Annotated in this window: 10 protein-coding genes; 5 read left to right on the top strand and 5 right to left on the bottom strand. The window is 72.5% G+C overall.

Annotated features, from left to right (window positions below; translation table 11 throughout):
* Window positions 1-43 precede the first annotated feature (43 nt).
* Complete coding sequence (locus ACFYYB_RS01395; RefSeq protein WP_389432524.1) at window positions 44-712, top strand: DUF6629 family protein; 669 nt, start codon at window positions 44-46, stop codon at window positions 710-712.
* A 450-nt stretch (window positions 713-1,162) separates the two neighbouring features.
* Window positions 1,163-2,818 (top strand): GMC oxidoreductase, encoded by a 1,656-nt coding sequence (locus tag ACFYYB_RS01400; protein ID WP_389432525.1) that lies wholly within the window; start codon window positions 1,163-1,165, stop codon window positions 2,816-2,818.
* 104 nt (window positions 2,819-2,922) lie between these two features.
* Here the strand turns inward: ACFYYB_RS01400 and ACFYYB_RS01405 are convergent, their stop codons facing one another.
* The 5 genes from ACFYYB_RS01405 to ACFYYB_RS01425 all read right to left on the bottom strand — a co-directional run bounded on the left by ACFYYB_RS01405 (window position 2,923) and on the right by ACFYYB_RS01425 (window position 7,046).
* Window positions 2,923-3,402, bottom strand: a complete 480-nt coding sequence (locus tag ACFYYB_RS01405) for a carboxymuconolactone decarboxylase family protein (RefSeq protein ID WP_327302617.1) — start codon at window positions 3,400-3,402, stop codon at window positions 2,923-2,925.
* The gene (locus tag ACFYYB_RS01410; RefSeq protein ID WP_389432526.1) at window positions 3,399-4,481 is read right to left on the bottom strand and encodes a dihydrodipicolinate reductase; all 1,083 of its coding nucleotides are present in this window, start codon (window positions 4,479-4,481) and stop codon (window positions 3,399-3,401) included. The genes ACFYYB_RS01405 and ACFYYB_RS01410 overlap by 4 nt, the downstream gene beginning before the upstream one ends.
* A gap of 64 nt (window positions 4,482-4,545) precedes the next feature.
* Window positions 4,546-4,746 carry a DUF6126 family protein gene (locus tag ACFYYB_RS01415; RefSeq protein WP_389432527.1) on the bottom strand — a complete coding sequence of 67 codons (201 nt, stop codon included), beginning with the start codon at window positions 4,744-4,746 and terminating at the stop codon, window positions 4,546-4,548.
* 18 nt (window positions 4,747-4,764) lie between these two features.
* Window positions 4,765-5,433 (bottom strand): helix-turn-helix domain-containing protein, encoded by a 669-nt coding sequence (locus tag ACFYYB_RS01420; protein ID WP_389432528.1) that lies wholly within the window; start codon window positions 5,431-5,433, stop codon window positions 4,765-4,767.
* A gap of 62 nt (window positions 5,434-5,495) precedes the next feature.
* The gene (locus tag ACFYYB_RS01425) at window positions 5,496-7,046 is read right to left on the bottom strand and encodes an ATP-dependent DNA ligase (protein WP_389432529.1); all 1,551 of its coding nucleotides are present in this window, start codon (window positions 7,044-7,046) and stop codon (window positions 5,496-5,498) included.
* A gap of 171 nt (window positions 7,047-7,217) precedes the next feature.
* On the opposite strand from ACFYYB_RS01425, the gene ACFYYB_RS01430 reads away from it, so the two are divergent.
* From ACFYYB_RS01430 to ACFYYB_RS01440, 3 genes are all read left to right on the top strand, one after another.
* Window positions 7,218-9,944 (top strand): alpha/beta fold hydrolase, encoded by a 2,727-nt coding sequence (locus ACFYYB_RS01430; RefSeq protein ID WP_389432530.1) that lies wholly within the window; start codon window positions 7,218-7,220, stop codon window positions 9,942-9,944.
* Complete coding sequence (locus tag ACFYYB_RS01435) at window positions 9,941-10,879, top strand: ABC transporter permease (RefSeq protein ID WP_389432531.1); 939 nt, start codon at window positions 9,941-9,943, stop codon at window positions 10,877-10,879. The genes ACFYYB_RS01430 and ACFYYB_RS01435 overlap by 4 nt, the downstream gene beginning before the upstream one ends.
* 207 nt (window positions 10,880-11,086) lie before the next feature.
* Window positions 11,087-11,992 carry a carbonic anhydrase gene (locus ACFYYB_RS01440; protein ID WP_389432532.1) on the top strand — a complete coding sequence of 302 codons (906 nt, stop codon included), beginning with the start codon at window positions 11,087-11,089 and terminating at the stop codon, window positions 11,990-11,992.
* Window positions 11,993-12,007 lie beyond the last annotated feature (15 nt).

Below are 12,007 nucleotides of genomic sequence, written 5' to 3' on the forward strand. Positions count from 1 at the left end.
CAAACGTCCGCGCCTCGGCTTACCGTGGGATCGGGAGGGCCCCATGTGCTGGAGCGCGACGGCCGATCTGACGGCCGGTACGGTCATCACCGCCGTCGGGATCGCCTGCCTGGCCCGCACCCGGCACGCCCGGGACCTGCCCGTCGCGGCGCTCCCGCTGATCCTGGGCACGCACCAGCTGATCGAGGCCGCCGTCTGGCGCTCCGCCGACGGCTCCGGCTCCGGCTGCGGTCCGGCCACCACCGCCTGGGCGGTGATCGCCCTCCCGCTGCTGCCCGTATGGGTGCCGCTCGCCGTGCTCCTGGCCGCCGCGCCCGAGGTCAGGCCCCGGCTGCTGCGGCCCGCCACCGTCGGACTCGCCACCGGCGCGTACCTCGCGTACTGCCTGGCGACCCGACCGGTGAGCGCCGAGGTCCGCGGGCACACCCTCGGATACGGGGTGAACGTGCCGTGGATGCCCTTGGCCCTCGCGGGCTATCTGTACGCCACGCTCGGCGCCCTGCTCCTCGCGGGGGACCGCCGACTGCGCCTCCTCGGCCTGCTGATGGCGGTCGGGGCCCTGGTCAGCGCCGCCCTGTGGAGGCTGGAGTTCGCCTCCACGTGGTGCGCGTTCGCGGCGGCCGCCTCGACGCTGATCCTGGTCTGGACCGGCGACCGCGCGCGTTCCCCTTCTGTACGCGAGGGCGCCGGCAGGGGGGCGCCGGACCTGTAACACGGGCCGGGGCGCCGAACAGGAGCATCCGCCGAAGGTAAAAAGATTCGGGCGCCGATCACGGGCCCACCTTGCGGTTTGTCGCTTTTCGGCCGTGGAGCCCCCGGGATGCAGCCACGGCGGAGTGGCTGGGTGCGCGCGGGGTTCCGACACCGCGGCGCGGAGCCGGGTCACGTAACACGTTCGACTTCTGACGTGGCGGATTCGAGCGGACGCACCCCGCCCGCGGATCTCACCCCCGGGATCGCCGCGGTCACTCCGCGATGACCCGACATCCACAGCGGGTGGTCGTTCCCAGCGTCCGATGGGACCTTCAGAGCCCTTCCGCGGGCCGGGAAACGGGGCGGCCGGCGACCGCCGCCGACGAAATACGCCTTGACGTATCTAGTGACTTCGCAAGCACTCGGCAGTAGAACTCGTTCTCATTCCGCCTAGAGTGAGGAAGCTCACATGAGCGACAAAGGCCTGCACAAAACGAACCAGAACGGCGTCTCCCGTCGAGGATTTCTCGGTAGAACGGGTTCCATCCTGGGTGCAATGGCCCTCGCCGGTCAGATCGCCCCGTCCCAGGCCCAGGCCGCCACGGCCGGCGCGGCCGCCGCCGGCCCGATCGACAACGGAGCGCACGTACCGGCCCTCGTGATCGGTACCGGATACGGCGGTTCCGTCGCCGCCCTGCGGCTCGCCCAGGCCGGGGTCGACGTCCACATGATCGAAATGGGCATGGCCTGGGACACCCCCGGCTCGGACGGCAAGATCTTCTGTAACACGACCAAGCCGGACTACCGCGCCTACTGGCTCCGGACCAAGACCAAGGCGCCCCTGAGCAACTTCCTGGGCTTCCCCATCGACTCGGCCGTCCCGCGCTACACCGGCATCCTGGACGCCGAGGAGATGGGCGGGATCATCGTCTACCAGGGTCGCGGCGTGGGCGGCGGCTCCCTGGTCAACGGCGGCATGGCGGTCACCCCGAAGCGCGAGAACTTCGGCGCCGTCCTGCCGACGGTGAACGCGGACGAGATGTACAACACCTACTACCCGCGCGCCAACGCGGGCCTCGGCGTCGGCCTGATCGACCCGGCCTGGTTCGACACCGTCGACTGCTACCAGTTCGCCCGCGTCGGCCGCAAGCACGCCCAGCGCGCCGGGTTCCCCTTCGTCTTCGTCCCGGACGTATACGACTGGGACTACATGAAGCAGGAGGCGGCCGGGACGGTCCCGAAGTCGGCCGTCGCAGGGGAGATCCTCTACGGCAACAACGCCGGCAAGAAGTCCCTCCAGAAGACCTACATCGCCCAGGCCAAGGCCACCGGCAAGGTCACCATCTCGCCGCTGCACAAGGTGACTTCGGTCTCCCCCGCCTCCGGCGGCGGGTACACGGTCGTCATCGACCAGATCAACACCACGGGCGACACCGTGGGCACCAAGACCGTCGTCGCGGACAAGGTGTTCTTCGCGGCCGGCAGCGTCGGCACGAGCAAGCTGCTCGTCCGGCTCAAGGCCACGGGCGCCCTGCCCAACCTGAACAACGAGATCGGCAAGGGCTGGGGCGACAACGGCAACGTCATGTGCGGCCGGGCCAACCACATGTGGGACGCGACCGGCAAGGTGCAGGCCTCCATCCCCTGCGGCGGCATCGACAACTGGAACGCGGGCGGCGCGTTCGCCGAGGTGGCGCCGCTGCCGACCGGCATCGAGACGTACGCCTCGTTCTACCTGTCGATCACGAAGAACCCGAACCGCGCGGAGTTCACGTACAACGCGTCGACGGGCGGGGTCGAGCTGAACTGGCAGACGGCGTGGAAGGCACCGTCCATCGCCATGGCCAAGACCATCTTCGACAAGATCAACTCGAAGGAGGGGACGATCTACCGGACCGACCTCTTCGGCACCAACAAGATCTGGGGCGACCACCTCACCTACCACCCCCTCGGCGGCGCGGTCCTGGACAAGGCCACCGACAACTACGGCCGTCTGCACGGCTACACGGGCCTGTACGTCATCGACGGCGCGCTGATCCCCGGCAACACCAGCGTCAACCCGTTCGTCACCATCACCGCGCTCGCCGAGCGCAACATCGAGAAGATCATCGCCACCGACCTCTAGGTCGTCTCGGGCTGTGCACAGTAAGAGGGCCGGGGCCGTCGGATCATCCGACGGCCCCGGCCCCGTGTGCGCACCGCACGCGCTCCGCGCCCGGTGGGCCGCCCTCAGTGGCCCGGCAGCACGCAGACGCTGTCCAGACCGAGCACGTGGTTGAGCCGGCCGAAGGCCAGCCAGGAGCCGATGCTCATCGTCAGCTCCACGATCTCCACCTGGCTGTAGCGGGCCGTCATCCGGTCCCAGAACTCCTCGTCCAGGCCGTGGTGGTCCAGGCAGTACCGCTCCGCGTACTCCGCCGCCAGCCGGGTCCGCTCGTCGAAGCGGTCCGTGGTGCGCCAGTCGGTGACGGCCTCGGGGAACTCGTCCTCGACCTTCTCCCCGTCCCGGTCGGTGCGCCAGTCCAGGCAGAAGACGCAGCCGTTGATCTGCGCGACGCGCAGCCGCGCCGCCTCGAACTCCCGCAGCCCCAGGGTGGTGTGGGCGTACACGGAGAGGGAGAAGTTGGCGGCGGCCATGCCGATGCCGGGGACCAGGTCGCCCCACACGTACTCGATGGGGTGCTGGCCTTCGGGTATGTCGATCCTCATGACAGTTTCCTTCCGAGTTTGCCGACGGCGGGGCGCAGGGGGACGTCCAGGGCGTCGTAGAGCCCCGGTTCGGCTTCCACCAGCCAGTCGATGGCCCCGACGAGGCGTCCGACGGCGGTGGCGTTGCCGCCGGCGGAGCGGTTCTCGCCCTCGTCGGTGGCCTCGATGGTGACCTCGATGTGCGGACGGCCCTCGATGATCACCCGGTGGGCGCCGTCGCCGCCGTCGGGCGGGCTCGGCCAGTCGGGGGCACAGGAGGCGTGGATGCGGGTGACGTGCTCGATGACGATGCGGGGTTCGCCCTCGACGATCCCCTGTACCTCGAAGCGGATGGCGCCCTGGGTGCCCCCCTCGAACTCCCCCATCGTGCGCGTGGTGACGGTGGTGTCGAGGGCGCGGCGCTCCACGGTCTCGCGGATGTCGTCGAGTTCGACGCCCAGCGCCCGGGCCATCATCCGTATCTGCCCGCCCCACACCATGCTCGGGATGGACGGCATGAGCATCATCGGCTCGTAGTCCATGGGCTGGCCCATGCCGATGAGGTAGCGGACGGAGTCCGGCTGGTCGTAGGTGGAGTAGTCGAAGATCTCTTGGCAGCGGATGACGTCGATCCGGGTGCCGAGGCCGCTGAGCAGCAGCGGGAGCACGTCGTTGCCCCAGCCCGGGTCGACGCCGGAGGCGAAGAGCGAACCGCCGCCCTCCGCGACCGCGGCGGTCACCGGGTCGAGGAACTCCGGTGGGGCGCTGCGGTAGTCGTAGAGCGGATAGAGGGCGGGGCTCACGACGACGGCCCCGGAGCGGATCGCCCGGGTGATGTCGGCGAGCGCGTCGTCGGGGCGGATGTCGCCGGACGCCGCGTAGACGACCGCCTGCGGACGCGCCGCCAGGACCGCCTCGATGTCGTCGGTGGCCAGGACGCCCGTCTCGTAGTCGAGTTCGCCGAGTTCACCGGCGTCGCGGCCGACCTTTTCTGGATTGTGGACGATGACGGCGGCCAACTTCAGCGCCGGATGGGCCTCTACGGCACGGATGGCCAAACGGCCGACGTTGCCGGTACCCCAGACAACCGTGGAAATCATGCGCGGAGGGTAGCTTCAGGACCTGTAGGTTCCTAGAGCCGTGTACGGAAATTCCGGCCCGCTGTCACTGGTTTTGCGCACCCAGCACGAACAGCAGGTAGACGAAGAACGCGAAGAGATGGCCTACGAACAAGTAGGCGATGAGCCGGATGATGAGACCGCGCGGGAACTTCGACTGTTGCTTCTGCTGAGGCTGGTGCGCCTCGGGCGTCTGCGGCGTCTGCTGCGCCTCGGGCGTCTGCGACGTGTGCTGCGTATCGGGCATGGCGTACGGGCTCCTCGCCTATCGGTGGTGTGTGGTCGTGCCGGTCCCGCCGCCGAGGCACAGGCCGGCGAGGCTGCTCTGCAGCAGGGTGTGGACGAACAGCAGCTCCGCCCCGGCGGCCGAGGCGGCGCCGATCCGGTGCGCGGTGAGCGAGTCGAAGTGGGCGCTGTCCCCGGGCTCCAGCAGGTGCTCGGTCTCCCCCAGGTGCAGCCGTAGCCGCCCCTGGAGCACGTACAGCCACTCCTCCCCGGGATGTACGCGGACCAGCTCGCCCTGGCTGCGCCCGTAGGGGACGTGCACGCGCAGCGCCTGCATTCCGCGGCCGGAGCCACCGGCCTGCCAGTACGTCCAGCCGTCCGCCTCGCGGGCGCCGGGGCCGCCGGCCCGTACGATGGGATCGGCTACTGCCGGGGTCTCCCCGAGCAGTTCCGAGACGGTCGTGCCGTAGGTGCGGGCGAGTCCGAGCAGCAGGGGCAGCGAGGGCTGGCGGCGGCCGGTCTCCAGCCGCGACAGGTGCGCCGGCGAGAGCCGGGCCCGGGCGGCGGCGGCCTCCAGGGTGAGGCCCGCCCGGCGGCGCAGATCGCGCAGCTGCGGGGCCACGGTGGGCAACTCGGCGTCGAAGGCGGCGTCGGGGGCGGGATCCGGGTCGGCCGCTTCGCCGGGGCCGGGGGCAGGACCGGTTGTCATGCCCCGATTGAGCCAGATTCTTACCTCCCTGGCAATACGCGTTGCCTCTGAGGCAAAACGGCCTACGTCGGATCGCCGGGTCCGGGCCGGCCCTCGAGCACCGTCTCCACCGTGTCCGCGTCCTGCGCCCGCTTGTCGGGGCGGTGGCGCAGGACCCGCGCGAAGCGCAGGGCGACCCCGGCCGGGTAGCGCGGGGAGCGCTGCAGGCCGTCGTAGGCGATCTCCACCACCAGTTCGGGGCGCACCCGGACCGTGTATCCGTCGTCCTCGACCGCGAGCTCGCCGAGTCGCTCGGTCTGCCAGCGCAGCATCTCGTCGGTCAGGCCCTTGAAGGTCTTGCCCAGCATCGCGTAGCCGCCGTCGGGAGTCCGGGCGCCGAGATGGAGGTTGGACAGGAGTCCGGTGCGGCGGCCGTGGCCCCGTTCGACCGCGAGCACCACCAAGTCCAGGGTGTGCACCGGTTTCACCTTGAGCCAGTGTTTGCCGCGCCGGCCCGCCGCGTAGGCGGAGTCGAGGGCCTTGAACATCACGCCCTCGTGCCCCCGCCTCAGGGTCCGCGTCCAGAACTCCTCCGCCTCGGCCGCCTGCGCCCGCGGGTCCTCGACCACGAGCCGCCCGACCCGGAACTCCTCGGGTACCAGCGCGGCGAGCTCCGCGTACCGTTCGCGCACCGGCAGGTCGAGGAGTACGCGGTCCCCCGCCACCAGTACGTCGAAGAAGTAGGGGACCACCGGAAGGGTCCGCCGGGCGGCCTCGACGTCGGTACGGGAGCCGACCCGGCTCGCCACCTCCTGGAACGGCACCGGCCGCCCGTCCGCCGCGGAGCGTCCGATGACCTCCCCGTCGAGGATGAACCGGTCCCCCGGGAAGCTCCGGGCCAGCTCGGCCACTTCCGGCAGCCGGTCGGTGATCTCGTCGAGGGAGCGCGTGTACAGGCGTACGTCGTCCCCCTCGCGGTGCACCTGCACCCGGATCCCGTCGAGCTTCTCCTCCACCGCACACGGCCCGAGCGCCGCCAGGGCCGCCGCCACCGACTTGGCGGTGTTCGCCAGCATCGGCTGTACGGGCTGTCCCACGCGCAGCGTGATCCCGCGCAGGGCCGCCGCCCCGTCGGCGAGCACCGCCGCCGCGACCCGGGGCAGGGAGCCGTCGAGCATCGCGGCCCGGCGCAGCTCGGCGGCGGGCACCCCCGCCGCGGCGGCCACTCCCTCCAGGGCCACGGCGTCGAGCGCGCCCTGGCGCACCTCCCCGCCGAGGAGGCTGCGCAGGAACCGCTGCTCGGTCGCGGTGGCGGCGCCGAGCAGGGCATCCAGGATCCGGCGGCGTTCGGCCTGGGAGCCGGCCCCGGACACGGCGGCGAGCCGGGTCACGGCCTCGTCGACGGCGGTCACGGTCAGGGTGGGCTCGGCGGCCGGTTCGCTCTCCGCGGCGAGCGCGCGCCAGCCGATCCCCGGGCGGCCCTGCGGAAGGCGACCGGCGAGGTAGGAGACGACCAGCGCCGCCTCCTCGCGGGGCGCGGCGGCGAACAGCTCCGCGAGCAGGGCGGTCTTCCCCGACCTGGCGGAGGTCTCGGCGACCTCCCGTGACACGCGCGCGACCTCGGCCAGCAGCATGCGGCCATCCTCCCGCGGGGCGGCGGCCGCCGCAGCCCGACCGGACCCGGCACCGCCCGCCGGGCATACCGCAGGCGCGGTACACGCGGCAGGGCGCGTAGTCCTTGAGGACGTCGACGGTTCAGCCTGCGGGAGCGCGGCCACCGGCGGCCTGGCGCTTAGGGTTCCCGTATGAAGCTCCGACTGCCCCGGCGCCGCCGAAGCCGCCTGCTCGCGGGCGCGGCCGCGCTCGCCGTCGTCGCGGGGGCGGGCACCCTCACGGCCACCGCCGCGGCCGGCGACACCCGGGCCGTGCACCGCGAGGACACGGTCCTCGACATGCCCGGCGCCGGCATCGACATCTCGTACTTCACCGACGGGGAACCAGGGAAGGACGGCGCGGCGAAACGTCCCGCCGTGCTCCTCGCCCACGGCTTCGGCGGCAGCAAGGAGGACGTGCGCCCGCAGGCCGAGCGCCTCGCCCGCGACGGCTACGCCGTGCTGACCTGGTCCGCGCGCGGCTTCGGCCGCTCCGGCGGGAAGATCGGCCTGAACGACCCCGCGTACGAGGTCAAGGACGTCTCCCGGCTGATCGACTGGATCGCCGCCCGGCCCGGGGTGCGCCTCGACGCCAAGGGGGATCCGCGCGTCGGCATCGCGGGCGGCTCCTACGGCGGGGCGATCTCGCTGCTCGCGGCCGGCACCGACCCGCGCGTGGACGCCATCGCCCCCTCCATCACCTACTGGAACCTCGCCGACTCCCTCTTCCCGAACGGCGTCTTCAAGAAGCTGTGGGCGGGCCTCTTCTTCACCACCGGTTCCGCGGGCGGGCTGCAGCCGGGGGCCTCCGGCCAGGGCGCCGCCCCGCAGGCGGCCCCGGCCGCGCCCGGCTGCGGACGCTTCCAGCCGGAGCTGTGCGCCATGTACGAGCGCGTCGCGGTGGCTGGCAAGCCCGATCCCGAGGCCCGGGCCCTGCTGGAGGAGCGCAGCCCCTCGGCGGTCGGCGGCGCGATCAAGGTGCCGACCCTGATCACGCAGGGCCAGGACGACTCCCTCTTCCCGCTGGACCAGGCCGATGCCATGGCCCGGGCGATCGCCGCCAACGGCGCGCCCGTCTCCGTGGACTGGGCGGCCGGCGGTCACGACGGCGGCATGCGGGAGGCGGACCGCGTCGAGGACCGGGTGAGGACCTGGTTCGACCGCTACCTCAAGGACGACGCGTCCGTGGACACCGGCCCCGCCTTCCGCGTCTCGCGTTCCGGCGGCATCGACTCCACCGACGGCCAGGTCACGGTGCGCGGAGCGAGCGGCTCCACCTATCCCGGGCTGCTCTCCGGGCCCCGCGAGTTCGCCCTGACCGGCCGGGAGCAGACCTTCGCCAACCCGGCCGGCGGAGCCCCGCCCGCGCTGTCCGCGCTGCCCGGCATCGGCGGGCAGCTCGCCGCCCTCGGAGGCGGCCTCTCGCTGGACTTCCCCGGGCAGAACGCCCGCTTCGACTCGGAGCCGCTGACGACGGAAACCCGGATCACCGGGACCCCGACCATCACCCTAAAGGTGAGGTCTACAGCTGCGGACGGTTCGGCCGTCCTGTTCGGCAAGGTGTACGACGTCGGCCCCGACGGGCGCCGGCAGGTACTGCCCAGTCAGCTGGTGGCCCCGGTCCGGGTGGAGGGCGCCCAGCAGGACAAGACCGTCGAGCTGCGGCTGCCCGCGATCGACCACGCCGTGGAGGCCGGACACCGGCTGCGGCTCGTCGTCGCCGCCACCGACCTCGGCTACGCCTCCCCGGTCGCGCCGGCGACCTACACCGTCTCGGCGCAGGGCCCGCTGGCCGTTCCCGTGGCGTCCGGGGTGCGCACGGCGTCCTCCGGGCTGCCCGCCTGGACCTGGTGGATGCCGCTCGGGGCCGCGCTGCTGGCCGCCGCGCTGGTGGGGATCCGCAGGACCGGCCGGGGGCCGGGCGGGGGCCGGGCGGGCGCGGCGCAGCCGGACCCGGCGCTGGCCGGCGTACCGCTGGAGATCACCGGGCTGACCAAGCGCTATGCCAAGGCGCAGGACCGGTACGCCGTACGGGACCTGTCGTTCCGGGTGGAGAAGGGCCAGGTGCTCGGCCTGCTCGGGCCCAACGGCGCGGGCAAGACCACCACCCTGCGGATGCTGATGGGCCTGATCAGCCCGGATGCCGGTGAGATCCGGGTCTTCGGGCACCAGATCCGGGCCGGTGCGCCGGTGCTCTCGCGGGTCGGGGCGTTCGTGGAAGGTGCCGGCTTCCTGCCGCACCTGACCGGGCGGGCCAACCTGGAGCTGTACTGGCAGGCCACGGGCCGCCCCGCCGCCGACTCCCACATGGAGGAGGCCCTGGAGATCGCCGGTCTGGGCGACGCGCTGGAGCGGGCCGTGCGCACGTACTCGCAGGGCATGCGCCAGCGCCTCGCGATCGCGCAGGCCATGCTCGGCATGCCGGACCTGCTGATCCTCGACGAGCCGACCAACGGTCTGGACCCGCCGCAGATCCGCGAGATGCGCGACGTGATGATCCGGTACGCGGCCGGCGGGCGGACGGTCATCGTCTCCAGTCACCTGCTGTCGGAGGTCGAGCAGTCCTGCACGCACCTGGTGGTCATGGACCGCGGGCGGCTCGTCCAGGCGGGCGAGGTCGCCGAGATCACCGGCGGCGGGGACGTGCTGCTGGTGTCACTGGCCGAACCGGTGGACGAGACGGTCATCGGCAAGATCGCCGTGTTGGAGGGAGTGGAGTCCGTCGTGCGCGCCGAGGACGGTCTGCTCGTACGGCTCGACGGCGCCAGCGCCGCCGAGCTGATCGCCGAACTCGTACGACTGGAGGTGCCGGTCTCGGGAGTGGGTCCGCACCGGCGGCTCGAGGACGCGTTCCTCACCCTGATCGGAGGCGCGGCATGAACGCCGTGACGGATGTGAACGCGGACGCGGGCTCGGGCTCGGGTTCGCCCGTGAACCGCGACGTGACGCCGGACGGCATCGGCCGCGAGGTCGCCCACGGCTACCGGGCGAACCGGACGCTGCCGCTGCGCGTGGAAGCGCTGCGGCAGTGGCGCCGGCGGCGGACGCTGGTGATGGGCGGGATTCTGGCCGCGCTGCCCTTCATCCTGATGATCGCCTTCGCGGTCGGCGGCGGCCCGGGCAGCCGGAGCGGCGGCGACGGCCGGATCACGCTGATCGACACGGCGACGGCTTCGGGCGCGAACTTCGCGGCCACCTGTCTGTTCGTGTCGGCCGGGTTCCTGCTGGTGGTGCCGGTGGCGCTGTTCTGCGGGGACACGGTGGCCTCGGAGGCCAGCTGGTCCTCGCTCCGCTACCTGCTGGCCTCCCCCGTGCCCAGGGCCCGGCTGCTGTGGAGCAAGCTGGTGGTCGCCCTCGGGTTCAGCCTGGCCGCGATGGTGCTGCTGCCGCTGGTGGCGCTCGCCGCGGGTACGGCGGCCTACGGGTGGGGGCCGCTGGAACTCCCCGCGGGTGGCTCGCTCCCGGCCGGGGACACGGTCGGGCGGCTCGCGATCGCCGTGGCGTTCGTCTTCGTGTCGCAGCTGGTCACGGCCGGGCTGGCGTTCTGGCTGTCGACGCGGACGGACGCGCCGCTGGGCGCGGTGGGAGGGGCGGTCGGGCTGACGATCGTCGGCAACGTACTGGACGCGGTGACGGCGCTGGGGTCCTGGCGGGAGTTCCTGCCGGCGCACTGGCAGTTCGCCTGGGCCGACGCCTTGCAGCCGCAGCTCGAATGGGGCGGGATGATCAAGGGGACGGTGGTGTCGGTGTCGTACGCCGTGGTGCTGTTCGCGCTCGCGTTCCGCGGGTTCGCGCGCAAGGACATCGTGTCCTGAGGCTGCGGGCCTCGGGCTCGGGGGCCGGCTCTGGCTCTGGCTCTGGTCGGACGGGACCGTGCTCCGGCGCACGGTCCCGTTCGGCCGTCGGGGGCCGACACGGGCGACCCCGCGTGAGCCTGCCGCACCGGCGGCCCGTACCGCCCGAGAATCGCCCTCGGTCCGGGCGTACGGACGCGTCCGAACGGCACCGAGGGATACGACCCGATGGACAGAGCAGGACTTCCGCCGCGCAGGCTCGTGCTGACGGGTGGCCTCACGGCTGCCGCCGCCCTGCTCACGGGATGCTCGGCGAAGAGCACCCCGAAGGCGACGACGGCCGCGCCCGAACCCCGGCCGAGCACCCCCGAGGGGGCGTACAGCCGCCTGATGGAGGGCAACAAGCGCTGGGTGAGCGGCAGCCTCAACCACCCCGACCGGGATCCGGGCCGCCGTGAGCTGGTGGCGCAGACGCAGGATCCCTTCGGCGTGATCCTGGCCTGCATCGACTCCCGGGTGCCGCCGGAGCTGCTCTTCGACACCGGGCTCGGCGACCTGTTCGTGCTGCGCACGGGCGGGCAGGCGGTCGGCCCGGTGGTGACCGGGTCGGTGGAGTTCGGGCCCATGACGGCGGGCACCCCGCTGATCCTGGTCCTCGGGCACCAGCGCTGCGGAGCCATCGACGCCTCGTACAAGGCGCTGCGGGACGGCGACCCGCTGCCCGGCAACCTGCGGGCGATCGAAAGGGCGCTGGTGCCGGCCTACGAGCTGACGGTCAAGGACCCGGGCTCCGACCCGGTCGACACGATGATCCGCCATCAGATCAAGGTGACGGCGGACGAGCTGCGGGGCAACGCGGATCTGGCGCCTCTGGTGAAGAAGGGCTCGCTGGCCGTGGTCGGCGCCTACTACTCGCTGGACACCGGCCAGGTTGAGATCCTGACCGGGGCCCCGACGGGCACGGCTTCCGCCAGCCCGTCGGCCAGTACGTCGGCCAGTACGTCGGCCGACGCATCGGGGAGCGCCTCGCCGAGCCCGTCGGAATCGGCGTCGGCGTCGGCGTCGGCCTCGGCGTCCGCCTCCGCATCCCCCTCGGAGTCCGCTTCGGCGGGTCCGTCGCCCGACGCCTCCTGACGGCGGGAACACGGC

The organism is Streptomyces sp. NPDC002886 (assembly GCF_042888445.1).
GTDB lineage: Bacteria > Actinomycetota > Actinomycetes > Streptomycetales > Streptomycetaceae > Streptomyces.

Bases quoted from the DNA above. Each gene is read 5' to 3' on its own strand.
- ACFYYB_RS01410 (WP_389432526.1), bottom strand. From the start codon at position 4,481: ATGATTTCCACGGTTGTCTGGGGTACCGGCAACGTCGGCCGTTTGGCC.
- ACFYYB_RS01430 (WP_389432530.1), top strand. From the start codon at position 7,218: ATGAAGCTCCGACTGCCCCGGCGCCGCCGAAGCCGCCTGCTCGCGGGC.
- ACFYYB_RS01425 (WP_389432529.1), bottom strand. From the start codon at position 7,046: ATGCTGCTGGCCGAGGTCGCGCGCGTGTCACGGGAGGTCGCCGAGACC.
- ACFYYB_RS01420 (WP_389432528.1), bottom strand. From the start codon at position 5,433: ATGACAACCGGTCCTGCCCCCGGCCCCGGCGAAGCGGCCGACCCGGAT.
- ACFYYB_RS01440 (WP_389432532.1), top strand. From the start codon at position 11,087: ATGGACAGAGCAGGACTTCCGCCGCGCAGGCTCGTGCTGACGGGTGGC.
- ACFYYB_RS01395 (WP_389432524.1), top strand. From the start codon at position 44: ATGTGCTGGAGCGCGACGGCCGATCTGACGGCCGGTACGGTCATCACC.
- ACFYYB_RS01415 (WP_389432527.1), bottom strand. From the start codon at position 4,746: ATGCCCGATACGCAGCACACGTCGCAGACGCCCGAGGCGCAGCAGACG.
- ACFYYB_RS01400 (WP_389432525.1), top strand. From the start codon at position 1,163: ATGAGCGACAAAGGCCTGCACAAAACGAACCAGAACGGCGTCTCCCGT.
- ACFYYB_RS01435 (WP_389432531.1), top strand. From the start codon at position 9,941: ATGAACGCCGTGACGGATGTGAACGCGGACGCGGGCTCGGGCTCGGGT.
- ACFYYB_RS01405 (WP_327302617.1), bottom strand. From the start codon at position 3,402: ATGAGGATCGACATACCCGAAGGCCAGCACCCCATCGAGTACGTGTGG.